This is a genomic window from Arsukibacterium sp. (assembly GCF_036735525.1).
GTDB lineage: Bacteria > Pseudomonadota > Gammaproteobacteria > Enterobacterales > Alteromonadaceae > Alishewanella.
This window is the reverse complement of the sequence record NZ_DAINOE010000008.1, coordinates 36,757-63,172: the sequence shown is the minus strand read 5'-3', so window position 1 is coordinate 63,172 and position 26,416 is coordinate 36,757. Positions and strand designations below refer to the sequence as shown.

Genomic DNA, 26,416 nt, shown 5'->3' with positions numbered 1-26,416 from the left:
TCTGGCTACCAATGCATTGCTGAATAAAGTTTGAGCAAAGATCAACAGCCTCTAGAATTCAGGAGCACATCATGCAAAAAATTATTGGACTTGCCGCTATCGTCGCGGGCGCCATATTACTGTATTTCGGCTACAACGAGTACAATTCAACCGCTTCGCAAGTCACTGAAGTGATCACCGGCAACCCGACTGACAACTCCATGTTATTGTTAATTTCCGGTGCTGTCGCTGTGGTGATTGGTCTGGGTATTTTACTGAAGAATAAATAAGACAGCCTACGCATTTACCATAATGAAACAGGCCGCAATGGCGGCCTGTTGTTTTATCGCTATGTTAACACCTGAGTTATTCGTGCTCTTGCGCACCCCAACTGTCACGTAATCCCACAGTGCGGTTAAAGATAAGTCTTGTGGCGCTACCCTCTTTATTATCCAGACAGTAATAGCCTTCGCGCTCAAACTGGAAGGCCTGCTCGGCTTTCGCCGCCTGCAATGATGGCTCAGCAAAGCCATGCTTTACCAGTAACGATGCCGGGTTCACTACGGTCAAGAAATCTTCTTCAGCTGCCGGGTTGGCCACACTGAATAACCTGTCGTATACCCGGAACTCGGCCGGCAACGCCTGAGTGGCTTCTACCCAGTGAATAACACCGCGCACTTTACGACCATCCGCCGGGTTCTCACCCAAAGTTTCAGGTAAGTAACTGCATTTAAGCTCCAGTACATCGCCATTGGCATCTTTAATAACTTCATCGGCATGGATAACATAGGCATTGCGCAAGCGCACATCACCGTTTAATACAAGGCGCTTGTATTTTTTATTGGCTTCTTCGCGAAAATCTGCGCGGTCAATATACAACACCGCACTAAATGGCAACTGGCGCTGTCCCATATCTTCTTTAGGATGATTAGGCGCACTGAGCCATTCCAGTTTATCGGCGGGATAATTGGTAATGGTCACTTTAATCGGATCAAGTACTGCCATGGCTCTGGGGGCACTGCTGTCTAAATCTTCGCGGATACAGGCTTCCAGTGCTCTCATTTCAATAACATTGTCTTGTTTGGTGACACCAATGCGCTTGGCAAATTCACGAATCGCTGCGGGCGTATAACCACGACGACGAAAGCCGGCTATAGTTGGCATGCGCGGATCATCCCAACCGGCCACTACATTTTGCTCGACCAGGGTTTGCAACTTACGTTTGCTCATCACCGCGTATTCAAGATTCAGCCGAGAAAATTCAATCTGCTGCGGGTGACAATCAATGTTGATGTTATCTAGGATCCAGTCATACAAGCGGCGGTTGTCCTGAAACTCCAGCGTGCATAATGAATGGGTAATGCCTTCCAACGCATCTGAAATACAATGGGTAAAATCGTACATCGGATAAATGCACCAGCTATCACCCGTTTGATGATGATGAGCAAACTTTACCCGGTAAATCACCGGATCGCGCATACAGATAAAGCTGGACGCCATATCAATTTTAGCCCGCAGCGAACATTCACCTTCTTTAAAGCCACCAGCACGCATTTTTTCAAACAACGCCAGGTTTTCTGCCGGATTGGTATCACGGGTTGGGCTATTTTTACCCGGTTGGGTTAGATTGCCGCGATATTCACGCATTTGCTCGGCATTTAAGAAACAAACATAAGCCAGGCCTTTGTTGATTAGCTCAACCGCATAGCCATATAACTGTTCAAAATAATCAGATGAATAACGCACATCGCCAGACCATTGAAAACCTAACCAATTCACATCACGCTGAATTGACTCAACAAATTCAACATTTTCTTTTTCCGGGTTAGTATCATCAAAGCGTAAATTACATTGACCCTGATAATCTTCAGCTATACCAAAATTCAGGCAAATAGATTTAGCATGGCCAATATGTAAATACCCATTTGGCTCTGGCGGGAAACGGGTTTGGATAGCCTGATGTTTACCGGTGGCTAAGTCAGTATCAATAATCTGCCGGATAAAATTACTGGGGCGAGGTGCGACGTCCGCCATAAAAATAGATTCCCTGTGGTTTGCCAATGCATTAAAGGCGGCATTATAGCATTGCAATAGCGACTGGCTATCAACCCGCAAAAAAAAACCCGGCTAACGCCGGGCTTTCCAATCAGATATAGCGCTTACCAACCAGTCAGTTCACGTAACGCTTTGCCGATATCGGCCAGTGAACGCACGGTTTTAACACCGGCATCTTCCAGCGCGCGGAACTTGTCATCTGCGGTACCTTTACCACCAGAGATAATAGCACCGGCATGACCCATACGCTTACCTGCTGGTGCAGTGACACCGGCAATATAAGACACGACAGGCTTAGTCACGTTTGCTTTGATATAAGCGGCCGCTTCTTCTTCAGCTGTACCACCAATTTCACCGATCATAATGATGGCTTCAGTTTGTGGATCTTCCTGGAACAACTTCAGAATGTCGATAAAGTTAGAACCCGGAATCGGGTCGCCACCAATACCTACACAGCTAGACTGACCAAAACCTTCATCAGTGGTTTGCTTAACCGCTTCATAAGTCAGAGTGCCTGAGCGTGACACGATACCCACTTTACCTGGCTTGTGAATGTGACCTGGCATAATACCAATTTTACACTCACCTGGCGTGATCACGCCCGGGCAGTTAGGGCCAATCATCCGGATACCTTTACCATCGATGTATTCTTTAGCGAATAACATGTCGATAGTCGGGATACCTTCAGTGATACACACAATCAGCTCGATACCGGCATCAGCCGCTTCGATGATGGCATCTTTACAAAATGGTGCCGGAACATAGATAACGGTAGCAGTGGCGCCTGTGGCTTGCACTGCATCGGCAACAGTGTTGAACACCGGTAAACCTAAGTGCGTAGTACCGCCTTTACCCGGGCTAACACCACCTACCATTTTAGTACCATATTCAATGGCCTGAGTAGAGTGGAAAGTACCCTGACTACCAGTAAAACCCTGACAGATCACCTTGGTGTCTTTATTGATTAAGATACTCATTATTTACCCTCCGCAGCTTTAACTACAGCTTTGGCAGCTTCAGATAAAGAATTTGCTGCAATGATATTTAAACCACTTTCCTGCAGCTTTTTCGCACCTAATTCTGCGTTATTGCCTTCTAACCGCACCACTACCGGAACGGCTACACCGACTTCTTCAACGGCACCGATAATACCTTCAGCAATCATATCGCAACGTACGATACCGCCGAAAATGTTAACGAATACCGCTTTAACCGCAGAGTCAGACAGGATAATTTTAAAGGCTTCTGAGACGCGCTCTTTGGTCGCACCACCACCAACGTCCAGGAAGTTAGCTGGCTGGCCACCGCTTAATTTCACGATGTCCATAGTACCCATAGCTAAACCAGCACCGTTAACCATACAACCGATATTACCTTCTAAGGCAACATAGTTCAGCTCCCACTGGGCCGCTTTAGCTTCACGCTCATCTTCTTGTGAAGGATCATGGAAAGCACGTAATTTAGGCTGACGGTATAAGGCATTGCTATCAGCAACCAGCTTGGCATCCAGACAGTGCAGATTGCCTTCAGAGGTGATAACCAGAGGGTTTACTTCAATCAGGGCAATATCTAAATCAACAAACATCTTGGCCAGACCAAGGTAAATGTGAGTGAATTGCTTGATTTGGGTGGCATTTAAGCCTAATTTAAAACCAATTTCACGCGCCTGGAATGGCTGGGCACCCACTAATGGATCTACCGACATCTTAATGATTTTTTCCGGGGTTTCTTCGGCAACTTTCTCGATATCTACGCCACCTTCAGTAGAGGCCATAAACACGATACGACGCGTAGAACGGTCCACTACTGCACCTAAGTAAAGCTCTTTTTCGATATCAGTGCAGGTTTCAACCAGAATTTTGTTAACCGGCTGACCTTTTTCGTCAGTTTGGTAAGTGACCAGATTTTTGCCCAACCAGTTCTGAGCAAAATTGCGGATTTCTTCTTTTGAAGAAACCAGTTTCACGCCGCCAGCTTTACCGCGACCACCAGCGTGGACCTGCGCTTTTACTACCCAGCGACTACCGCCGATACGATCCGCAGCTTCTGCAGCAGCTTGCGGTGTTTCTTCCGCATAACCTTCAGAAACCGGTAAACCGTATTCGCGGAACAGCTGTTTTGCCTGATACTCGTGCAAATTCATGGCTATTTTCCGTATTTGTAAATTAAAGCTGCCCACTATGGTGCAGCCTGACCCAATGATCGGCGCATATTATAGTGCCAATCACGATTATTCAAAATGCTGTTGTCGCAAAACAACAGCATTTTTTTTCACTTCTTAAGAATAACTATTAGATATCCAACAAAATACGGGTTGGATCTTCCAGTAACTCTTTAATGGTTACCAGGAAACCGACCGACTCTTTGCCATCAATAATGCGGTGATCATAAGACAGCGCCAGATACATCATTGGCAGAATTTCCATCTTACCGTCAACCACCATTACCCTGTCCTGAATTTTATGCATACCTAAAATCGCAGATTGTGGCGGGTTGATAATAGGCGTAGACATTAAGGAACCAAAGACACCACCGTTAGTAATGGTAAAGTTACCACCGGTTAAATCATCCATCGACAGCTTGCCATCGCGGCCTTTTAATGCCAGCTCTTTAATGGCCTTTTCAATTTCAGCCAAGTTCATTTTATCGCAATCACGCAGTACTGGCGTGACCAGACCACGTGGGGTCGATACCGCTATACTGACATCAAAATAGTTATGATACACAATATCATCACCATCAATAGCCGCATTCACTTCCGGGAAACGCTTCAGCGCTTCAGTCACCGCTTTAACATAAAACGACATAAAGCCTAAACGGATACCATGACGCTTTTCAAATACGTCTTGATATTGCTTACGCAAGTCCATAATCGGCTTCATGTTCACTTCATTAAAGGTAGTGAGCATTGCCGTTGAGTTTTTGGCTTCGAGCAAACGGTTAGCGATGGTTTTGCGCAGACGCGTCATCGGTACCCGCTTCTGGCTACGTTCAGACACTGGTGCGGCAACCGCGGTAGTAGTGGTTTTAGCCGGGCTGGCCAGGAATTTTTCCACGTCTTCTTTGGTGACGCGGCCATTTTTACCTGAGCCTTTAATTTTGCTGGCATCCAAGCCTTTCTCTGCAATTAAGCGGCGCACTGACGGGCTTAACGCATCATCATTGCCCTCATCCGCTTTATCAGTCGATGTTGCTTCGGCTTTGCTGGCAGTATCTGCTTTAGTATTGGCTTTGTCAGCGGATTTTGCCGCAGGGGCATCGCCTGCTGACATCTTACCGATCACTTCTTCTGCCGTTACGGTAGCGCCCACATCATGCAGGATCTCGCCCATCACGCCATCAGCCTGTGCCACAACTTCAAGCACAACTTTATCAGTTTCAATATCGACTAATACCTGATCACGGCTGACAGCTTCGCCAGTCTTAACATGCCAGGTGGCAATAGTTGCATCTGCAACAGATTCTGGAAGTACGGGTACTTTAATTTCCACTTTTTCACCTTTTACCGGTTGGTCTTATTTCGTTCAACCGGCCCAGCATGCGGGCCGGCAAATGCATTATTTAATAGTCAGAGCGTCATTCACCAGCGCTTGTTGTTGCTTATTATGCACTGACAAGTAGCCGACTGCCGGAGACGATGAGGCTTCACGGCCGGCATAACTGAGATAACCTGCTTTTGGAATGGCAGCACGGAAATGGTGCTGGCTGCAGTACCAGGCGCCTTGGTTCTGCGGTTCTTCCTGACACCAGACAAAATCAGTGACATGCTGATAAGCAGACATGACTTCAGCCAGTTCATCATGCGGGAACGGATATAACTGTTCAACGCGAATAATAGCCACATCAGTCTGTTCACGCTTGCGACGCTCTTCCAGTAGCTCGTAATACACCTTACCACTACAGAACACCACGCGTTTTACGGCTTCTGCATCCAGCGTATCTACCTCAGCAATCACGTTCTGGAATGTACCAGAGGCTAGTTCTTCCAGCGTTGAGGTAGCCAGCGGATGACGTAACAATGACTTGGGCGACATCACAATCAATGGCCGGCGCATTGGCCGCACCATTTGCCGGCGTAGCATATTAAACACCTGAGCAGGCGTTGTCGGTACACAGACTTGCATATTGTGATCAGCACACAGCTGTAAGAAACGCTCTAAGCGGGCGGAAGAGTGCTCCGGCCCCTGACCTTCATAACCGTGTGGTAACAATAAGGTCAGACCACATAAGCGGCCCCATTTCTGCTCGCCAGAACTTAAAAACTGATCAATCACCACCTGAGCACCGTTGGCGAAGTCACCAAACTGGCCTTCCCAAATGACCAGGGCCCTTGGCTCTGCCGTAGCATAGCCGTATTCAAAGGCCATAGCCGCTTCTTCTGATAACGCTGAGTCAAATACCTGAAATGGCCCTTGATCATCAGCAATTTTTTGCAGCGGAATATAGGTGCTGCCGTCATCTTGATTGTGCAGCACGGCATGACGATGGAAGAAGGTGCCGCGGCCAGAGTCCTGACCAACGATACGAATACGATTGCCTTCACTCACCGTTGAAGCATAAGCCAGAATTTCAGCAAAGCCCCAGTCAATCTTCTTGTCGCCTTTGAGCATCAAGGCGCGGTCTTCATAAACCCGGCCTACCTGACGTTGCAAGGCATAGCCTTCAGGTAAACTAATGGCTTTTTCACCCAGCGCCACTAAACGCTCAACTGTCATGCTGGCATCGTAGGTCGCATCCCAGTCATGGCCGATAAAGGGCCGCCAGTCGACAGAAGTTTCTGTCATAGGGCGCCATTCTTCAACCACACAATCGCCTTTATCCAGCGCATCGCGGTAGTCACTGATCAGGGTTTTTACGTCATCGTCCGTGAATACGCCCTGCTCAATTAATTTAGCCGCATAGATTTCGCGTGGTGTCGGGTGTTTTTTAATTTTCTGGTACATTAACGGCTGAGTCGCATTAGGCTCATCCGCTTCGTTATGACCATTACGGCGGTAGCAGAATAAATCAATAACCACATCGCGTTTAAAGGTATTGCGATAATCCACCGCCAGCTGCGCCACCAAGACCACCGCTTCCGGATCATCTCCATTAACGTGGAAAATAGGTGCCTGCACCATTTTGGCAATATCAGTACAGTATGGGGTGGAGCGGGTATCCTCCGGGTTTGACGTAGTAAAACCCACCTGGTTATTGATTACCACCCGCACAGTACCGCCAACTTTAAAGGCACGGGTTTGAGAAATATTAAAGGTTTCAGCGACCACACCCTGTCCGGCAAAGGCCGAATCACCATGAATGGTAATAGGCAAGGCTAGCGAACCATCCGTGCAGCCACGGCGATCTAAGCGGGCACGCACCGAGCCGATAACAACAGGGTTTACAATTTCCAGATGCGACGGGTTAAAAGCCAAGGCTAAGTGGACATTGCCACCTTTAGTTTCAAAGTCTGACGAAAAACCCATATGGTATTTTACGTCACCGGCACCCACTACTTCATATTTACCGGCAAACTCATCAAATAAGGTTGACGGATTTTTACCCAGTACGTTAATCAGGGTATTTAAGCGGCCACGGTGAGCCATACCAATAACAGAGTCTTTTGCTCCCTGCTCACCGGCACGGTGTATCATTGCCTTTAGCATAGGGATTAAGGCGTCACCACCTTCCAGGCCAAAACGTTTTGCGCCGGGAAATTTAGAACCAAGGTATTTTTCCAGGCCATCAGCAGCAACCAGGCCTTTTAAGATCTGTAGCTTACCGGCTTTATCAAAGGCGGGGCTGGATTGAATGCTTTCTAAACGTTGCTGGATCCAGCGTTTTTCATCAGTAGAGACAATATGCATATACTCAGCACCGATGGAACCGCAATAGGTGCGCTCCAGTGCTTTATGCAAATCACCCAGTTTCATCGTTTCCTGACCAGAAGCGAATGATCCAACATTGAACTCAGTATCGTAATCAGCTTCAGATAAATCATGAAATGATAATTCGAGATCGCGAACTCTCGGTTGCTTCCACAAATTTAATGGATCAAGATTAGCATGCTGATGACCACGAAAACGATAAGAGTTAATCAACTGCAGCACTTTAACCTGACGGGTATCACTGCCGCCATTGTTAACCACCACCACTTCACGGTGTTTATTTTTGGCCAGTTCAGTAAATTGCTGTCGAACCTCAGAGTGACGGATTTCAAGATCAACGCCATCAATTTTTGGCAAGTTTGCAAAAAATTCACGCCATTCGTCACCAACACTGGTAGGTTCTGCTAAGTAGGATTCATAGAGTTCATCCACATAGGCCATGTTGCCACCGCCAAGATGTGAAGACTCTAACCACGCCTTCATTACACCTTCGTGCATTTAGTTTCCCTTATTTCTGCGCACCTGGAAAAAAGTAGCAAAAAAACTGCCTTCTCGCCTGCGAAATCGGCAGTTTTTTAATATATACCGGCAAAGGGCGCCTTACAGCGCCCGGTTTAATAACATCGATTTAATCTGACCAATTGCCTTGGTCGGATTCAGACCTTTTGGACACACACTGACGCAATTCATAATACCGTGACAACGGAACACACTAAAAGCATCATCTAAATCATTTAAACGCTGCTCTGTTGCAGTATCTCGGCTGTCGGCTAAAAAGCGGTAGGCGTGTAATAAACCTGCCGGACCAATAAATTTATCCGGATTCCACCAAAAAGACGGACAAGATGTTGAACAGCAAGCACAGAGTATACACTCGTATAAGCCATCAAGCTTGGCAGGCTCTTCCGGAGATTGCAAAAACTCTCCGGCAGGTGGCAACTTACTGTCATTAATAAGGTAAGGTTTAACCTTTTCATACTGGGTGTAAAACTGGCTCATATCAACCACCAGATCACGCACTACCGGTAAACCAGGCAATGGACGAACGACGATTTTTCCGCCTTTTAAACCCACGGCAGATAAAGGAGTAATACAGGCCAGGCCGTTTTTACCATTCATATTCAGGCCATCAGAGCCGCAAACACCTTCACGACAGCTGCGACGGAAAGACAGGCTCGGATCCTGCTCTTTTAACTTTAACAGTGCATCCAGCACCATCATGTCCCGGCCTTCCGGGTTATCCAGCGTATAATCCTGCATGCGTGGTGCATTATCGACATCAGGGTTATAACGATAGACTGAAAACACCAACTTGTTCATCGCTGAGCCCTCTTAGTAAGTACGTGCTTTAGGCGGGAAAGCGTCACGGAACTGTGGTTCCAGATTCACTTTACGCTTAAACATAGATTCTGTGTCTGGCGTATAAACACTATGACACAACCAGTTATCATCATCACGATCCGGGAAGTCAAAGCGGGCATGCGCGCCACGACTTTCAGTACGGAAGTTTGCCGCCACCGCAGTAGAAAAAGCGGTTTCCATCAGATTGTCCAACTCCAGACACTCAATACGCATAGTATTAAAATCTGAACTCTTATCATCTAAACGGGCAAACTGTAAGCGCTCGCGAATTTCTTTTAATTGTTGCAAACCTTCAGCCATCGCCTGGCCTTCACGGAATACCGAGAAGTTAAGCTGCATACATTGTTGTAAGTCTTTCTTGATTTGCACCGGATCTTCACCCTGGCCTACTTTGCTGTCTTCCCAGCGACGGGTTCGGGCTAAGGCGGCATCAAGGTCAGATTGAGAAGCCGCACGGCCTTCAGGTGTCGCGGCCAGTGCTTCACCTAAGTGTAAGCCAGTTGCGCGGCCAAACACTACTAAGTCCAACAGTGAGTTACCACCTAAACGGTTAGCACCGTGCACTGATACACAGGCAATTTCGCCACAGGCAAATAGACCGGCAACGATAGATTCTGAGCCATCGGCTTTAGGATGAATGACTTGACCATTCACATTGGTCGGAATGCCGCCCATCATGTAGTGGCAAGTAGGAATTACCGGAATAGGTTCTTTTACCGGGTCAACGTGGGCAAAGGTACGTGATAATTCACAGATACCCGGCAAACGGCTTTCCAGTACTTCAGCACCTAAATGGTCTAACTTAAGTTTAATGTGCGGACCCCATGGACCATCACAACCACGACCTTCGCGAATCTCAGTCATCATTGAGCGTGCTACTACATCACGGCCTGCCAGGTCTTTGGCATTGGGCGCATAACGCTCCATAAAGCGCTCGCCATCTTTATTTAACAGGTAACCACCTTCACCGCGGCAGCCTTCCGTCACCAGCGTACCCGCACCAGCAATACCGGTGGGGTGGAATTGCCACATTTCCATATCCTGCAGCGGCACACCGGCACGCAATGCCATACCTACACCGTCACCGGTATTAATATGCGCATTGGTGGTTGAGGCATAAATACGGCCGGCACCACCCGTCGCCAGCACGGTGGCTTTGGCTTTGAAATAGACAATCTCGCCGGTTTCAATGTCGATAGCGGTACAACCTACTACAGCGCCATCCTGGTTTTTCACCAGATCCAGCGCATACCACTCAGAAAAGACCTGAGTGCGGTTTTTAACGTTTTGCTGATACAGCAAATGCAGTAAGGCATGGCCGGTACGGTCGGCAGCCGCCGCAGTACGCGCAGCCTGCTCACCACCAAAGTTTTTCGACTGGCCACCAAAAGGTCGTTGATACACGCGACCGTTTTCAAAGCGAGAGAAAGGTAAACCCATGTTTTCCAGCTCGGTAATGGCTTTCGGGCCGGTTTTACACATGTATTCAATCGCGTCCTGATCACCGATATAGTCTGAACCTTTTACGGTATCAAACATATGCCATTCCCAATTATCTTCATGGGAATTGCCCAGCGCCACGGTAATACCACCCTGCGCTGAAACCGTGTGCGAACGGGTTGGAAAGACTTTGGACAATAATGCACAACTTAAGCCAGACTGGGTAATTTGCAAGGCGGCACGCATACCCGCGCCGCCGGCACCAATAACAATGGCATCAAATTCTCTTACAGGAATATTCACTTAGGCACCCCACAACACAAAGAGACCAACGGCAACATAGCTGAAGGCAATAACAGACAGCACAAACTGCAATACCGCACGCAACTTGGCGCACTTGATATAGTCAGTCAGTACCTGCCACAACCCGATACGGGTGTGAATGGCTATGGAGATCAACGCCAGCAAGGTAAAGACTTTAACCAACAGGTTATCGAATAAGCCGTGCCAAGCGTTAAAAGTGCCGTCGAAAAAGAATAGGAAAAAACCTAAAATGAATAAGGTGTAGCTAGCAAGTACGATTGCACTGGCCCGCAAAGATACATAATCCTGAACGCCATCGCGCTTCAGGCTTGCCTGATTCAGAACCATATCCAAACTCCTGCTAAAATCGCTAATACAATCCACAGACCTATAGTAATTTTGGCGCTGAGGTTACCGGAATCCAGCTCCTCCCAATGCCCCAGGTCCATAATTAAATGGCGGATACCACCGATAAGGTGATAAATAAGTACCGTGATCGTGCCCCAGGCAATAAAACTTGCCAAAGGCGACTGCATCAGCCCTTTTACGTATTCAAAGCTTTGTTCATCTTGCAGTGAATAGGCCCATGCCCAGATCACAAACACTAAGGCAAAAAACATAGCTACGCCGGTTACCCGGTGCAGAATAGACGCTTTAGCGGTCGCAGGTAGAGAGATTGTTGATAAATCTAGATTTACTGGTCTTTGCTTTTTCACAGTATCTTGCCCATTAATGCCCAAACTGAGCTTGGTTGTCATTATTGTCGCTGTTTTGGTGGCGCTAAATACAGCGTCAACTCCCTAGTCATGTACTGGTTATCACTTAAGCTGGTTCAACAGCGGTTACAACAAAACCTGACTGATTAGTGAACTGTTTTTACGCCGGCAATAGTATATATTTCATGATGTGTTATTACAATTTTTGTTTAGTTTTACCCGGAAAATTCCGTAGATGAAACATTACACAGAAGTACTATTGCAGCAATACGACTAGAGTCGAATACTTATTAAGCAATAACGCATTAAAATTGACTTAAGGGGGCGGTTTGCGGGTAGAATAGCCGTAACACCCCTTTACCCGATACTATAACAATAGGAGAAATCCAATGGCAGATAGAAAGGCTGTTGTGCAGATTGATGGGAAATCTTTCGAGTTACCAATCTACTCTGGCTCGGCAGGCACTGACGTAATTGACGTTCGTACGCTCGGTCAACAGGGATACTTCACCTTTGATCCGGGTTTTATGTCAACGGGCTCCTGTGAATCTAAAATTACTTATATCGACGGCGACAATGGTGTATTACTGCATCGTGGTTATCCTATTGAGCAACTGGCAGAACATTCTGACTATTTAGAGTTATGCTACCTGCTGCTTGAAGGCGAGCTGCCCAAAGCTGAAGACTATGAGCATTTCGTCACTACCATTACCCGTCATACCATGGTACATGAAAAAATTGCCTCCTTCTTCCAGGGTTTCCGGGTGGATGCTCACCCGATGGCGATGTTGTGTGGTGTGGTTGGCGCCCTGTCGTCTTTTTACCACTCAGATTTAGATATCAACGATCCACAGCAGCGTAAACGCAGTGCTCATCGCTTGATTGCTAAGCTACCGACGATATCCGCCATGGCCTACAAATATACGGTAGGTCAGCCTTTTGTGTATCCGCGCAACGAATTAAGCTATTCAGAAAACTTCCTGCACATGATGTTCTCTGTACCTGCTGAAGATTATAAAGTTAGCCCTATCCTGGCCAAGGCCATGGATAAAATCTTTATGTTGCATGCGGATCATGAACAAAACGCCTCAACCTCTACCGTACGCTTAGCCGGTTCATCTGGTGCAAACCCTTATGCCTGTATCGCGGCGGGTGTGGCTTCACTGTGGGGCCCGGCACATGGCGGCGCCAACGAAGCTTGTCTGAAAATGTTACAGCAGATTGGTTCTGTTGATCGCATTCCGGAGTTTGTGGCACGCGCCAAAGATAAAAATGACAGTTTCCGCTTAATGGGCTTTGGCCACCGCGTTTATAAAAACTTTGACCCAAGGGCTAAAGTGATGCGTGAAACCTGCCATGAAGTGCTAAAAGAGCTGAACGTGAAAGACCCACTGTTAGATGTGGCGATGGAGCTGGAGCGTATTGCGCTGGAAGACCCCTACTTCATTGAGAAAAAACTGTATCCGAACGTCGATTTTTACAGTGGTATTATCTTAAAAGCCATTGGTATTCCGACTAGTATGTTTACGGTGATTTTCGCCATGTCGCGCACCGTCGGCTGGATTTCTCACTGGGATGAAATGCTCAGTGAAAAAGGCCACAAAATCGGCCGGCCACGTCAGCTGTATACCGGTTATAATGCACGTGACTTTATTAAGGTTGATCAGCGTTAAGCGGGTTTAACCTGACTAAAGCGGCTAATTAGCCGCTTTTTTTTATGATCAGACAGCAGGGATCCTATGCTTGCCTTTAACCCACAGCAGTTTCGACAGCAGTTTCCGTTTTTTCAGCAGCAGCCCGACTGGATTTACCTGGATAATGCCGCCACCACGCATAAACCGCAGCCGGTACTGGATGCCATTAGCCATTTTTATCAGGCAGCCAACAGCAATGTCCACCGAGGCGCCCATAGATTAAGCCAACAGGCTACGGTGTTATTTGAACAGGCCCGCGCCGACATAGCCCAATGCATTAATGCCCGCCAGCCGACAGAAGTGATTTTTTGTAGTGGCAGCACGGCGGCGCTGAATCAAATCGCTTTTGGCCTGATGCATGGTTATTTAAAAGCCGGTGACCGCATATTGCTTAGTGCGCTGGAGCATCATGCCAATATTGTGCCCTGGCAGTTACATTGTCAGCGCCATGGCGTGATTATAGATGTGATCCCTCTAACCAAGGAGCATCATCTGGATCAGCAGGCTTATCAGCAGTTGTTGACGCTTAAACCGAAACTGGTCAGTTTAACTCAGGTATCAAATGTACTGGGCCATATCACCCCGTTGCCGCAGATGCTGCAGCAAGCGAAAGCCGTCGGTGCCCTCACTGTGGTCGATGGCGCTCAGGGTATCGTGCATCTGGGCGCAGATGTGCAGCAACTGGACTGCGACTTTTACGTTTTCTCTGGCCATAAATGCTATGGCCCGACCGGTATCGGCATTTTGTACGGGAAACAAGCGGCGCTGGAGCAATTAACACCCTTACTTGGTGGCGGCGAAATGATTGCCGAAGTCAGTTTCAGCCATACCAGTTTTAACCAGCTGCCGTTCCGGCTGGAAGCCGGTACCCCGCCTATTGCCGGGGCTATCGGTCTGGCTAGCGCACTTAAGTTTATACAAAGCTATAACAAAAATAACATTATTTTACATAAGCAAGATCTATTAAATGAGTTTTATCAGGGTCTTAAAAAAATTCCAGGGCTGGATATTTTGTCCAGCCCTGTGCATAATGCAGGCATAGTGTCTTTAAATGTACAGGCTGAACATCCGTCTGATGTGGCCAGCCTGCTTGATCAGCAATATGTTGCCGTGCGCGGTGGAAAGCATTGCGCTATGCCATTTTTTGACCAGTTGGCGCTGCCCGGAGCCGTTCGCTTTTCTTTTGCGCCCTACAATACTTCAGCCGATGTGGCTAGCAGCCTGCAGGCTCTTAAGCAGGCAGTGGAGATTTTAACTGCATGACATTAGAACAATTATTAGCAGAAACAGAACTCGGGCTTAGCCAAATACAACAGGTAGATTTACCTGCGCTGCAACAAGCTAAAGACTGGCAATCTAAATACCGCATTTTAATGCAATTGGGTAAAAAAATACCGGCGATACCAGAAAAAATGAAACAACAGCAGTTGCTGGTGAAAGGCTGTGAAAGCCGAGCCTGGTTGTTGCATTATTACAATAAACCGGCCGATCAGCATTTATTTGTTCTGGACAGCGAAGCGCGAATTGTCAAAGGCTTGATGGCAATTATGTTATGCCTGGTAAATGGTATGAATAACCAGCAACTTAAAAAGTTCGACTTAACACAAGCCTTTGATAAGTTGCAACTCAAACCCTATTTAAGTCAATCTCGCGGCAATGGCTTGGCGGCTATGGTGCAAAAAATCAACAGCTGCTGTCATTAGCCTGCAGCGCTTTTTGCTGCAGCTTGAGCAATACCCTTGATGCCGCCGCCAGACCAAAGCTGGCGGTGACCACCATGGTCGCACCAAAACCGCCGCTACAATCCAGCCGCATGCTGCCAGGTGCTTCATCTTCTGCTGATACAGCGGGTTTTTGCTGGCAGACAGAGCCATCCGGCTGTGGATATTTCAATTGTTCGGTTGAATAAACACAGTCAATGCCAAAACGACGTTTAGGATTACGACTAAAGTTATAATCCCGCCGTAAACAATTGCGTACTTTGGCTAACAATGGATCGTTAACGGTCTGAGTTAAATCTGCTATCTGTATTTGGGTGGGGTCCGTTTGACCACCGGCACCACCGGTGCTGATGACTTTAATTTTATGCCGTTTACAAAATGCCAGTAACGCCACTTTAGCTTTAATCGAATCTATGGCATCCACCACATAATCCAAATCCGGCGTAATAAACTGCGCCAGATTGTCAATCGCAATAAAATCGGCTATCTGATGCACCTGGCATTCAGGGTTTATTGCCTGAATGCGCGATGCCATTACAGCCACTTTATCCTGGCCTATGGTGTCCGTCAGTGCATGCAGTTGCCGGTTGATATTACTGATACAAACATCGTCCAAGTCAATCAAGGTTAGCTGGCCAATACCAGAGCGCGCCAGCGCTTCCGCTACCCAGCTGCCCACGCCGCCGATGCCAATCACACAAACATGAGATTGCCGGAACTGCGCCAAAGCCTTCATGCCATATAAACGGGCAATACCGGCAAAACGTAAATCATAATCAGACATATTCTTCACTTTTCTAGCTATTTAATTAGCCACTTAACGGCTCACTTAACGGCTTCAGGTTGTTTATAGACTGGCCAGTCGAGTTGCCAGGGCTCTGCCCAGGCGCTCAGTGGCTGTTGTAATAATTGTTGAAAACAACTGCCCTCTGCCGGCCATTGCAGATACTGATACACCTTACCATTGAGGCAAAAACGGAGCGCAAAAGCATGTAAATACACACGGTCGGCGCGGGCCGCACCATACAAGGTATCGCCCAGAATCGCCGCGCCGAGACTTTTTAGCGCCACCCGGATCTGATGAGTCTTACCGGTAAAGGGTTTGATCAGAAAAGCCCGAAACGGCAACTCAGTAAAACCCTGGCTGACAAAATAACTGACCGCAGGTTGCTGCAGGCTGGGCAATAACTTCCAGCTGCCACGACGTGCAGCCTGCATATCGCCCTTTACCCAGCCTTGCTTTTTCGAAGGCTTGCTCAGCGATAATGCCAGGTAATATTTTTCTATGGCATGCTTGCTAAATAAGCGACTTAACGCCGCAGCCGCTTCGCTACTTCGGGCCAGTATAATCAAACCTGAAGTCACCTTATCCAGCCGATGCACCGGGTATAAAGCAAAACCCAGCTGCTGGGCTGCCAGTACAACCAAGCCGGGGCCGTCTTCCGAGTGAAAACTCACCCCCGCGGCTTTGCTCAGTACAACAAAGTCCGCTTGCTGGTCAACCAGAGTGAAGGGCATACTCATTTGTTCAGGCTGGCGGCATAACGGCGGGCATGCTCTAGATCAGCCGCAGTATCCACCCCAACTGGTGGGATTTCCAATGCCGTATCGACATGAATAGCCTCACCCTGCCACAACACACGCAATTGCTCCAGGCTTTCAATTTGCTCTAACGCAGACGCAGGCCAGGCGACATAGCGCTGGATAAAGCCGGCCCGATAAGCATAAATACCGATATGGCGCCGGTAATGACTGGACAGTTCGTGTTGTACCCGGCCATCCCGGTCAAACGGGATCACGCTGCGACTAAAATACAAGGCATAGCCGGCTTTATCGCAAACCACTTTAACAATATTAGGGTTGGCAATTTCGCTGGCATCATTGAGCGGCACCGCCAAGGTGGCCATTTGTGCCCGTTGTTGCGACGCCAGATTTTGAGCTACCTGCTGAATAACTAAAGGCGGAATAAAGGGCTCATCCCCCTGTACATTAACCACTATGGTATCAGTAGTTAGTTGTAGCTTAGTGACCACCTCCGCCAAACGCTCAGTGCCTGATTGATGCTCAGGCTTTGTCATACAGACTTCGCCACCAAACTGTTCCACCACAGCCGCCACCCGTGCATCATCGGTAGCGACCACCACCCGACTGGCACCGCTGGCCAGGGCCTGACGGTATACCCGCTCTACCATGCTGACACCGCCAATATCGGCTAACGGCTTACCTGGTAAGCGACTGCTGGCATAACGGGCGGGTATAACAACTAGGAACGCCATTTGGCACACTCTTCACTGTCAAGCTCACTGGCTTCCTCAGCGATAAGCACCGGTATATGCTGTTTCACCGGGTAGGCCAGCCGGTCAAATAAGCACAACAGACGCTCACCCTCTTTATCATATTTTAACTTGCCCTTGCACAGCGGGCAGGCGAGGATGTCGAGCAAAGCCAATTTAAGTGCCATTTTTTATCCTTACAGTCTGTATCAATGTGAGTATCAACCGGGTTTAGCAACCTGATTATAAACGAAGTGGTTAGCCTTAGCGGTTAGTTTTAGCGGTTAAAGCCGCTAGCAGTGTGTTCAGCTTGGTCAATACCGCCTGATCGGGCTCAGCTGACACACCAAGACTAAAACACTGTGCAGTGGCAAAGGCCCGGCATTTTACCGCGTCTTTTTCAGTCATTAAGATAGGCCCGCTGATATCGGCTAAATCTGCTGGGGAAAACGCATGGTGATCAGCAAAAAACCGACAAGCCTTAACCTCAAAACCGGCTGCCTCTGCGGTTTTAACAAAGCGTTTAGGGTTGCCAATACCCGCCAGCAAGGTCACCGGTTGCGGGCTTAACACCCGACCACTACCATCTAGCGCCTGAGCTGCTGCAGCCTTTAATAGCATAACGCCATCCGCAAAAGGCTGCATCTGACTGTTAGCAATCACCAAATCAACGTCTGCTAAGCGTGCAGCCGTCTCCCGCAGCGGCCCTGCCGGCAGCAGCCAGCCATTGCCTAAGCCACGCAAGCCATCAACCAGCACCAGTTCCAGATCACGCGCCAGCGCATAATGTTGTAAGCCATCATCAGAAATAATGATGTTACAGTCGGTTTGCGCTAATAAAAAACGCCCCGCTGCCGGCCGGTTCGGGCACACCACTACCGGACAACCGCTTAATTGCGCCAGCAATAAGGGCTCATCGCCCACTTCACTGGCTATATGACCGGGAGCCACCAGCAGCGGCTGGCTAATGTTAGCACCATAACCACGGCTGATAATGCCAGGGCGAAAACCTGCCTGCTGTAAATAGCGGCATAGCCACAGGGTAAAAGGCGTTTTACCGGTGCCGCCGACACTGATATTGCCGACAATAATCACCGGTGCGTTAAGGCGCTGCTGCTTTAGCCAGCCGCGTTGGTAAGCAAAGCGGCGTAGGCTGCTCAGCAACCAGAATATGGCACTTAAGGGCAGCAATAGCCCTGCTACTTTGCTCTTGCCATACCACAGTTGTTCAATGCGGCTCAACTGTCACTGCCAAACTGTAGCTTGTGCAACTGGGCATAGGCGCCATTACTGGCTAACAACTCACTATGAGTGCCCTGCTCAACAATGCGCCCCTGATCCATCACGATAATCAGATCCGCGTTTTCTATAGTTGATAAGCGGTGCGCAATCACCAGGCTGGTGCGGCCATGCAATAAGGCCGTGAGTGCAGATTGAATTTTCCGCTCGGACTCCGTATCAAGAGCCGACGTCGCTTCATCCAGAATTAAAATCGGCGCCTGGCGCAATAAGGCTCTGGCAATGGCAATACGCTGACGCTGACCACCCGATAAACTGACACCATTCTCCCCCACGACAGTATTAAGGCCCTGTGGCAGCTTTTGCGCAAATTCCAGTACGTGGGCTTTTTCTGCCACATCCAGTAAATGCGCCGGGTCGACCTCAGCCGTTGAGCCATAGCAAATATTATTGGCAATGGTATCGTTAAATAGGGTGACATGCTGCGATACCAGCGCAATTTGCTGGCGTAACGAGGCCAGGGTGTAATGGCGAATATCTTGGCCGTCCAGTAAAATTTGCCCTTGCTCAACCTGATAAAAGCGCGGCAGCAAACTGGAAATAGTGGTTTTACCACTGCCAGAGCGGCCAACCAGCGCTACGGTCTGGCCGGCTTTAACACTAAAGCTGACATCGGCCAGCACTTGTTGCTGATGCCCAGGGTAATGAAAACTGACAGCCTCAAAACGAATATCACCTTTGGCTTTATCGAGGGTAAGAGTACCGCCGTCGTGCTCGGGCAGCTGATCCAAAATGCTAAAAATACTGCTGGCTGCAGAAATTCCGCGCTGAAAATCACTGTTAACTGTTGTCAACTGCTTTAATGGTTTTAATAGCATCACCATACAGGTGACAATGGTCGAAAAGCTACCCGCGGTCAGACTATCCAGCATCTCGGGTGAGCTGGCCAGAAAAATGACAAAAGCCAGGGCAAAAGAGGCAATCAACTGGATAATGCCCGAGCTTATCGCCTGAGCCGCATCCATTTTTATACCCTGAGTCCGGGTATTATTGTTTACATTGGCAAAGCGCTGATCTTCCACCGCCTGACCACCAAAAGCCAGGATCACCTTATGGCCATTGAGCATTTGCTCGGATGAGGTCGTCACACCACCCATCGCCTGCTGAATACGTTTGCTCAGCTGTCGAAAACGTTTAGAAACAAAACGCACTATCAGCGCGATTAACGGTGCTATCATGAAAAAAATCAATGATAGCTGCCAGCTGTGCCAAAACATGACAAAAATCAAGCCGATGATAAAAGCCCCCTCGCGCACCAGCACGATTAACGCTTTGGTCAGTGACTGCTTCACCTGCTCGGCATCATAGGTAATTTTTGAAATCAGCTCCCCGGTAGAGTGATTATCATGAAAGCTGACCGGCAAACGCATCAAATGGCCAAATAATTGCTGGCGGATATCCTTTACAATGTGGCCACCAACCCAGCTGATGCAGTAGGTCGCGATAAAATGAAAGCCGCCACGCAGCACAAACATCAGCACTACCACCAGTGGCGCATATTTTAAAAACTCAGCATCCTTATCCTGAATACCGATATCAATAAACGGTTGGATCATCGAAATAAAAGCCGCATCGACCATAGCGTAGCCAACCATACCAATAATGGCGGCGATAAAGCCAAGCCGGTAGGGTTTTAGATAACCAAGTAACCGCTTATAAATTGGCCCACTGGCCTCAATTGTTGTCTGCAAACTCAATACCTGCTTAATAACTAAGGCCTCTTCAGCATAAAAATTCAACCGCTGGCAAAGGCAATTTGGCCTATTCTAGCCTGTTGTGCAGCAGGTTTCAGCACTTGCTGCTGGTTTTTATGAGCAATAAGGTTTTTTATAGCCAGTTTGGCCATTGCTGGCCGCGGGCGGTACTAATGTGCAGCTTATCAGGATAAAACGTCAGACTAATGGCGCCTTCTACTTCGGTATTCAGCAGCGGTCGCTGCAGTAACAGGATGCGCTGCTGTACCGCCTGTACCGGATACTGATGCCGTCCCGAACCACTACTATTAAGCAGTATGGCGGGAGCCAGTTGCTGCAAAAAATCCAGGCTATTGGCAGTGTCGCGGCCATGCTGCGCCAACAAATACAGATCCACTGCCGGCAGCAAGCCGGATGCCAGCCACTGCTGCTCTTGTTTCTTACTCAGTTGCGGCGCCAATAGTAACCGCCAGCCGGCAATCTCTAACTGCACTATGCATTGCTCTGGCCACAATGCTGCCGCCGGGAAACTCAGCGTAATATCAGCCAGAGTCATACTAAGCTGACTGCAAGGCTGAATATAGCGGGCATCACCGTATAAGTTTACACTTAACGGTGCCAGTAATTGCAGGCTCTGTTGCTGCGGTTCAATAGCGGGCAATAAGGTATATTGCAGTTGCACAATACCTTGCTGACGTAAAAAAGGCAGCAGATAATGCTCGATACTGCTTTGCGCCTGTTGCTCACTGTAGCCAAACAACAGTGCCTGCTCTTTGCGCTGTAGCACTAACCATACCGCCTGACCACTATCCAGCAAATGCAACTGCCAGGGTGCAGGTTGTATCATCCGTGCCACCGGCGGCAGCAGCAGACAAACCAGCAACACCAAGACTAAGTGCTGACGGCTTAAAAGCCAGCCTACTGACATCGCTAATAGTAACCAAATCAGCAAGGGCGACCCTTGCGGCCAGGCCCACCACAGCGGTTGCCTGGCACACCATTCTAAATACCAGGCTAAGGGCTGAAACAGCCAAAACGTTAGTTGCCATAAGCCCTCTGCTGCAGGCAAACCCAATAAACTGTACAAGGTGGTGACTAACAATAAGGGTATGGCCAGCACGCTACAATAAGGCACAAACAGCAGATTAGATACCAGGGTTAACGGCGTAATACCACCAAAAAAGCTGGCGCTGACTAGCGACATCAGGCCAGACAGATACAGATGAAATCTGAAAAAGCGCCATAAGCGCGACTTGCCCGGCCGCTCACTGTCTTGCCAGAGCAACACAAAAATAATCGCCACCGCCGATACTGAGAGCCAAAAGCCACTGCTCAGCGACCATAATGGCTGCCACAACAGCATGATGGCTACCAGCAATAACCAGCTTTGACTATAGCTCATCTGACGCCGCTGCAACTTAACCAACACCACCAGCCCCAGTGCCAGCAAGGCCCTGACTGTTGGGATAGCGAAGCCTGCCAGCCAGGCATAGGCTATGGCGGCCACTAATGCCAACAGCAAACTCAGCCAGTAGCTATACCTTGTGTACTTGCCATCATACACAGGCAAGCAGCGGCCGAGCCAATGACTAAGCCAAAACACCCAACCAAATATTAATCCTATGTGTAAACCTGATATGGTCAGCAAATGTCCCAGGCCGGAATGCTGAATACCGTGCCATTGCTGCGAAGTAAATTGACGCTCGCCAACAGTAAGCGCCAATAGTAGGTGTGCTGCGGGGTAATCGGCAATATCGTCTTTAATCGTCTGCATCAGCTGCTCACGCCAAGATACAGGCTGCGCCATCAAGACGGCGGGCTGGGACGCGATAACATAACCACTGCCAATAATATGCTGTACCAGGGCATGTTTATGAGGGTCGAGCAGGCCAGGGTTAAGCCTGCTATGAAGCGGTTTAACACTGATGGCTAAGCGCCAATATTGGCCTGTTTGCAATGCCGGGGCTTGCTGCCAGCTTAAGCGCAAACGATATCCCACAGCAGGTCCGCTATCTAAGCGTAATATAAATTGGCTATACTCGGGCTGTTGCGAGACAATTCGCTCTATAGTGCCACTTACACTTAGCGGTGCCGCTAGCTGTTGCTGCAACTGCTGCTGTTGCAACAACTGTGATGTGGCATACTGTAAAGCAGTTAGCTGCCAGTGCCAGAGCAGCAAATATACTACAGCGCCAGCCAGCCAGCGATAACGACGCCAGGTTAATGGCACAAGCAGTATTATTGCAATAAGTGGAAATATAGCTGGCACAGTCGATAAAAATAACGACAATAGACAGCCAGCAAGGATACCCAGACAAAATTGAGTCATGTTTATTCTTTGTGAATAGGTTGTAATGCCAAAGAACTTTATTAAGAAATATTTACCATCACCGGAAAAAATCAAGCAACAAAAGCTGTTAAATTTATTTGGCACTTTATTGCATGACGGCAACCTGTGGCATTTAAACCGCCGTTCTGCACGCGGTGCTTTTGCGGTGGGCTTATTTTGGGCCTGGATGCCAATGCCGTTTCAGATGGTAGCTTCTGCTGCCGTTGCCATTCCGCTTAGGGTTAATTTGCCATTAGCCGTTGCTCTGGTATGGATTTCTAATCCGCTAACCATGCCGGTGATGTTCTATTTGAGCTATTTGATTGGTACTGTAGTGTTAGCTACGCCGGTTGAGCCTTTTGTTTTTGAAGCCAGTTGGCAATGGCTGGCCAGCAGTATCCATACGATAGGTAAACCTTTTTTAACCGGTTGTCTGTTGATGGGTATAGCCGCCGGCATTGCCGGCTATTTTGCCATAGACTGGTTGTGGATAGTGTCGGTTAGAAAAGCGCAACGCTTAAAGCTGTTTAAGCGTCGCGCGGAAAAATAACCCGGGACTCAGCGCTGTCCCAGCACAATGGCCGGTTCAATTTGACTGGCCCGCCATGCCGGGTAAAAAGTTGCCAGAAAACTTAAGCTAAGTGCTATGATCAGGGTAAGCAGTACATCCTGCCACATCAGCAGTGAGGGTATATAATCAATGAAATAAATACTGGGATCGAGCAATGACTTGCCCAGCAGCTTAGTGACAGCAGCAAAGATCGGTTCAATTTGCCAGGCCAGTAACACCCCGCAAAGCGTGCCGCCCAGGCTACCCAATAAACCATTAAGCCAGCCCAAATACATGAAGGTTTTCACCAGTTGTCGCGGCGCCATGCCCATCGTCAGCAAAATTGCGATATCCGACTCTTTCTCACGCACCGCCATCATCAGGGTGGCGACAATATTAAAACAAGCCACCGTAATCACCAGTCCCAGCACCAGATATAAAATGGTTCTGACCATTTGAATGTCCTGATAGACATGGCCCTGGGCGCGAAACCAGTCCAATACATAGACATAATCCTGCACCGCTCGTCCCAGCTCACGCGCTAATTGCGGGGCAGCAAAAATATCATCTATGCGAAACGCCAGGCCATGTACCGTCGAGGCTGGTTGCTGTAACCAGTCAGCTAAGGCGGGCATAGAGACCCAGATTTGGCTGTAATCCAGCTGTCCGCCCATCTGCACTATGCCGCTCACCTGTAAATTCAAAGTGCGATGACTGGCCAGGCGGCCATCATCACTAAAGCGCGGTAATAACAATTGAATAGTTTGCCCCAGCTTCAGGCCCAGTGCTTGGGCAATACCATGACCCAACACCACCTGATTTCCTTGCAAACTATCAAGCTCACCTGCATACAGATATTGGCCAATATCGCTTATCTGTTGCTCAAACAACGGCTCAATACCACGCACCTGTACCGCTTTGACTTCAGCACCAGCGCGAAGCATGCCATTACTTTTTATATAGGGCGCCCCCGCCGTCACGCCCGGCACAGCGGATAGGTTCGCCAACTTATCTGGCCAGTCAGCCAGCTGGCCCTGCACTGATTCCAGTTCTATATGGGGGATCACCGACAACAGCCGTTGTTTCAGCGCTTGTTCAAAGCCGTTCATCACCGATAGCGCCAGAATTAACACGGCCACACCCAAGCCAATGCCCAGAGTTGATGAAGCAGAAATAAAACGGATAAAACCACTGGTGTGGCGGGTTGAACGATAGCGTCGCGCCAGTTGCCAGGCCAGACTAGCCATGCATCACCTCAAGCTGGCCATCGCGCATCAGATATTGCTTGTCCAGCCGCATTGCCAGCTCAGCATCATGGGTCACCACCACAAAACTGGTGTTAAACTCACGGTTTAGCTGGCGCAATAACTGATAAATACTTTCAGCCGTATGATGATCCAGGTTGCCGGTCGGCTCGTCAGCCAGAACAAGGGCTGGCTTACTGACCAGAGCGCGGGCAATAGCTACCCGTTGCCGCTCACCGCCACTAAGCTCAGATGGTTTGTGGCTAAGGCGATGTGTCAAGCCAACGCGCTCAAGCAAAGCCTGCGCCTGCTCAAGGGCCCGGGCTCTTGACTCACCACGAATAAGCAGCGGCATTGCCACGTTTTCCTCTGCAGTAAAATCCATCAGCAAATGGTGAAACTGATAAATAAAGCCCAGTTTTTCGTTGCGAAGCCGGGCTTTGGCGTTTACCGATAAACGTGATACTTCATGACCGGCCAGCAGCAGGCTACCGCTATCAGCCTGATCAAGCGTGCCTAAAATATGCAGCAGCGTACTTTTACCAGAGCCGGAGCTACCGACAATGGCCAGCATTTCGCCTTGCGCAACTTGCAAACTGACTTGGTGTAATACTTTGGTTTCCTGCAAGCCATCACGGTAACTTTTGCAAATTAACGACGCTTCTAACACTTTATTCATCACGTAAAATATCCGCAGGGTTAATTTTTACTGCCCGCCAGGCCGGATACAGCACAGCCAATAGCGTCAGACCAATGGCTGAGCCAAAAATGATCACGATATGTAATGGGATAAACTTCACCGGTAACCTGATACCCGGCGCAATTTGCCAGCCAAAAAAATCTAACAAATTATTCAGCTGCCAACTGAACAGCAGCCCCGCCAGCACGCCCAGCGCTGCGCCGATAATGCCATTGAGCACGCCCTGAAAAGCAAACAAGTTAAACAGGGCACGATCTGTCATGCCGAGGGTTTTCAAAATTGCCACTTCGGCTTGTTTTTCAGTCACCATCATCACCAACGCTGACACTATGTTAAAAGCCGCCACCGCCACAATGAGTAATAACATCAGTGACATCATGGCTTTTTCCATCGCCACAGCAGCAAACAATTTGCCATGGGTTTGCCGCCAATCCTGTACTTGCTGCACGCCGTCTTGCTGGCTTAACGCCGCAGCGAGTAAAGGCGCGCTAAATGGCTCTGTCACACTCACCCGCCATTGCACCTCGCGCTGTGATTCAGGCAATAAGCGTTGTAAATCTTCCAGTCGGGTAACCGCTAACAGCTGATCAACTTCCGAGCCGGTATCCAGAATGCCGGTAACGGTAAATAACCGTTGCCTGGGTAACCAGCCGACCGGCGTAAAACTGCCGCCCTGAGCCAGCATTAAGCGCAGTTGTTGTCCAACATGCACTTCAAGCTGCTCAGCCAGGGCACTGCCGAGCATGACGCCATAGCGCACCTCTGCAAATTGCTGCCAACTACCCACCACCAGGGATTGCTGCATAAACAACGGCAATTGCTCGGTATTGAGCCCCTGCAACAACACGGCCGTGAGCTGGCGCGGTGATTGCACTAAGGCTTCGGTTTGTAAAAAGGGGCTAATGTCGGCTACTGCAGCTTGGCTTTCTAACCATTGCTGCCAGGGTGCAGGCTCAGGCTGCCCTGCGGCTTGCTGCACCAAAATATGCGGGATCACCCCCAGAATGCGTTTTTTTAACTCAGCTTCAAACCCATTCATCACTGAACTCACCACCGTTAATGCCATCACGCCCAGCAAAATACCGGCAACTGAAAACAAAGTGATAAAGGAGATAAAGGCGTTACCTCTGCGGCTCTGACTGTAGCGCAGGCCTATCCATAAACTGACCGGTAATTGCATGTTAATATTC

At 48.8% G+C, this 26,416-nt stretch carries 24 protein-coding genes; 5 read left to right on the top strand and 19 right to left on the bottom strand.

The window, feature by feature from the left end:
• The first annotated feature begins 71 nt into the window (after nt 1-71).
• Nucleotides 72-269, top strand: coding sequence for a DUF3185 family protein (locus V7D78_RS03005; protein ID WP_333606948.1), 198 nt, complete (start codon nt 72-74; stop codon nt 267-269).
• Between the two features lie 76 nt (nt 270-345).
• Here V7D78_RS03005 and glnS read toward each other — a convergent pair whose 3' ends face one another.
• From glnS to sdhC, 9 genes are all read right to left on the bottom strand, one after another.
• Entirely contained in the window at nt 346-2,013 is a 1,668-nt protein-coding gene (gene glnS / locus V7D78_RS03000) for a glutamine--tRNA ligase (RefSeq protein WP_333606947.1), read from the bottom strand.
• A gap of 125 nt (nt 2,014-2,138) precedes the next feature.
• On the bottom strand, nt 2,139-3,011 hold the full coding sequence (gene sucD / locus V7D78_RS02995; RefSeq protein WP_333606946.1) for a succinate--CoA ligase subunit alpha: 873 nt from the start codon (nt 3,009-3,011) through the stop codon (nt 2,139-2,141).
• A complete protein-coding gene (sucC, locus tag V7D78_RS02990; RefSeq protein WP_333606945.1) occupies nt 3,011-4,177 on the bottom strand; it encodes an ADP-forming succinate--CoA ligase subunit beta in 1,167 nt (388 codons plus the stop codon). The genes sucD and sucC overlap by 1 nt, the downstream gene beginning before the upstream one ends.
• A gap of 148 nt (nt 4,178-4,325) precedes the next feature.
• Complete coding sequence (odhB, locus tag V7D78_RS02985; RefSeq protein WP_333606944.1) at nt 4,326-5,525, bottom strand: 2-oxoglutarate dehydrogenase complex dihydrolipoyllysine-residue succinyltransferase; 1,200 nt, start codon at nt 5,523-5,525, stop codon at nt 4,326-4,328.
• Between the two features lie 66 nt (nt 5,526-5,591).
• A complete protein-coding gene (locus V7D78_RS02980) occupies nt 5,592-8,399 on the bottom strand; it encodes a 2-oxoglutarate dehydrogenase E1 component (protein WP_333606943.1) in 2,808 nt (935 codons plus the stop codon).
• Between the two features lie 102 nt (nt 8,400-8,501).
• Nucleotides 8,502-9,221, bottom strand: a complete 720-nt coding sequence (locus V7D78_RS02975; RefSeq protein WP_333606942.1) for a succinate dehydrogenase iron-sulfur subunit — start codon at nt 9,219-9,221, stop codon at nt 8,502-8,504.
• Nucleotides 9,222-9,233: 12 nt separating this feature from the next.
• Nucleotides 9,234-11,006: a succinate dehydrogenase flavoprotein subunit gene (sdhA, locus tag V7D78_RS02970; RefSeq protein ID WP_333606941.1), complete on the bottom strand. Its 1,773-nt coding sequence runs from the start codon at nt 11,004-11,006 to the stop codon at nt 9,234-9,236.
• A complete protein-coding gene (gene sdhD, locus V7D78_RS02965) occupies nt 11,007-11,354 on the bottom strand; it encodes a succinate dehydrogenase, hydrophobic membrane anchor protein (RefSeq protein ID WP_333606940.1) in 348 nt (115 codons plus the stop codon).
• Nucleotides 11,345-11,764, bottom strand: a complete 420-nt coding sequence (gene sdhC, locus V7D78_RS02960; protein WP_333606939.1) for a succinate dehydrogenase, cytochrome b556 subunit — start codon at nt 11,762-11,764, stop codon at nt 11,345-11,347. Before sdhC ends, sdhD begins: the two co-directional genes overlap by 10 nt.
• A gap of 347 nt (nt 11,765-12,111) precedes the next feature.
• On the opposite strand from sdhC, the gene gltA reads away from it, so the two are divergent.
• The 3 genes from gltA to V7D78_RS02945 all read left to right on the top strand — a co-directional run bounded on the left by gltA (nt 12,112) and on the right by V7D78_RS02945 (nt 15,119).
• On the top strand, nt 12,112-13,395 hold the full coding sequence (gltA, locus tag V7D78_RS02955; RefSeq protein WP_333606938.1) for a citrate synthase: 1,284 nt from the start codon (nt 12,112-12,114) through the stop codon (nt 13,393-13,395).
• Between the two features lie 66 nt (nt 13,396-13,461).
• A complete protein-coding gene (locus V7D78_RS02950; protein ID WP_333606937.1) occupies nt 13,462-14,679 on the top strand; it encodes an aminotransferase class V-fold PLP-dependent enzyme in 1,218 nt (405 codons plus the stop codon).
• A complete protein-coding gene (locus V7D78_RS02945) occupies nt 14,676-15,119 on the top strand; it encodes a SufE family protein (RefSeq protein WP_333606936.1) in 444 nt (147 codons plus the stop codon). Before V7D78_RS02950 ends, V7D78_RS02945 begins: the two co-directional genes overlap by 4 nt.
• Here the strand turns inward: V7D78_RS02945 and tcdA are convergent.
• The 7 genes from tcdA to V7D78_RS02910 all read right to left on the bottom strand — a co-directional run bounded on the left by tcdA (nt 15,100) and on the right by V7D78_RS02910 (nt 22,732).
• Nucleotides 15,100-15,921 carry a tRNA cyclic N6-threonylcarbamoyladenosine(37) synthase TcdA gene (gene tcdA / locus V7D78_RS02940; RefSeq protein ID WP_333606935.1) on the bottom strand — a complete coding sequence of 274 codons (822 nt, stop codon included), beginning with the start codon at nt 15,919-15,921 and terminating at the stop codon, nt 15,100-15,102. The two genes, V7D78_RS02945 and tcdA, sit on opposite strands and share 20 nt — an antisense overlap.
• 41 nt (nt 15,922-15,962) lie before the next feature.
• Nucleotides 15,963-16,661 carry a TIGR01621 family pseudouridine synthase gene (locus V7D78_RS02935; protein WP_333606934.1) on the bottom strand — a complete coding sequence of 233 codons (699 nt, stop codon included), beginning with the start codon at nt 16,659-16,661 and terminating at the stop codon, nt 15,963-15,965.
• Nucleotides 16,658-17,413, bottom strand: a complete 756-nt coding sequence (gene kdsB / locus V7D78_RS02930; protein WP_333606933.1) for a 3-deoxy-manno-octulosonate cytidylyltransferase — start codon at nt 17,411-17,413, stop codon at nt 16,658-16,660. The genes V7D78_RS02935 and kdsB overlap by 4 nt, the downstream gene beginning before the upstream one ends.
• On the bottom strand, nt 17,401-17,598 hold the full coding sequence (locus V7D78_RS02925) for a Trm112 family protein (protein ID WP_333606932.1): 198 nt from the start codon (nt 17,596-17,598) through the stop codon (nt 17,401-17,403). The genes kdsB and V7D78_RS02925 overlap by 13 nt, the downstream gene beginning before the upstream one ends.
• Before the next feature lie 76 nt (nt 17,599-17,674).
• Nucleotides 17,675-18,652 carry a tetraacyldisaccharide 4'-kinase gene (gene lpxK, locus V7D78_RS02920; protein ID WP_333606931.1) on the bottom strand — a complete coding sequence of 326 codons (978 nt, stop codon included), beginning with the start codon at nt 18,650-18,652 and terminating at the stop codon, nt 17,675-17,677.
• Nucleotides 18,649-20,400, bottom strand: coding sequence for a lipid A export permease/ATP-binding protein MsbA (gene msbA / locus V7D78_RS02915; protein ID WP_333606930.1), 1,752 nt, complete (start codon nt 20,398-20,400; stop codon nt 18,649-18,651). Before msbA ends, lpxK begins: the two co-directional genes overlap by 4 nt.
• 136 nt (nt 20,401-20,536) lie before the next feature.
• The gene (locus V7D78_RS02910; protein ID WP_333606929.1) at nt 20,537-22,732 is read right to left on the bottom strand and encodes a ComEC/Rec2 family competence protein; all 2,196 of its coding nucleotides are present in this window, start codon (nt 22,730-22,732) and stop codon (nt 20,537-20,539) included.
• 25 nt (nt 22,733-22,757) lie between these two features.
• Here V7D78_RS02910 and V7D78_RS02905 point away from each other — a divergent pair, with 25 nt between their 5' ends.
• Nucleotides 22,758-23,282, top strand: a complete 525-nt coding sequence (locus V7D78_RS02905; protein WP_333606928.1) for a DUF2062 domain-containing protein — start codon at nt 22,758-22,760, stop codon at nt 23,280-23,282.
• 8 nt (nt 23,283-23,290) lie between these two features.
• On the opposite strand, the gene V7D78_RS02900 is transcribed toward V7D78_RS02905, so the two are convergent.
• Genes V7D78_RS02900 through V7D78_RS02890 form a run of 3 tightly spaced genes read right to left on the bottom strand, consistent with a single transcriptional unit; the run spans nt 23,291 to nt 26,406 of the window.
• A complete protein-coding gene (locus V7D78_RS02900; protein ID WP_333606927.1) occupies nt 23,291-24,529 on the bottom strand; it encodes a lipoprotein-releasing ABC transporter permease subunit in 1,239 nt (412 codons plus the stop codon).
• Nucleotides 24,522-25,205, bottom strand: a complete 684-nt coding sequence (lolD, locus tag V7D78_RS02895) for a lipoprotein-releasing ABC transporter ATP-binding protein LolD (RefSeq protein WP_333606926.1) — start codon at nt 25,203-25,205, stop codon at nt 24,522-24,524. Before lolD ends, V7D78_RS02900 begins: the two co-directional genes overlap by 8 nt.
• Nucleotides 25,198-26,406, bottom strand: a complete 1,209-nt coding sequence (locus V7D78_RS02890; protein ID WP_333606925.1) for a lipoprotein-releasing ABC transporter permease subunit — start codon at nt 26,404-26,406, stop codon at nt 25,198-25,200. Before V7D78_RS02890 ends, lolD begins: the two co-directional genes overlap by 8 nt.
• Nucleotides 26,407-26,416 lie beyond the last annotated feature (10 nt).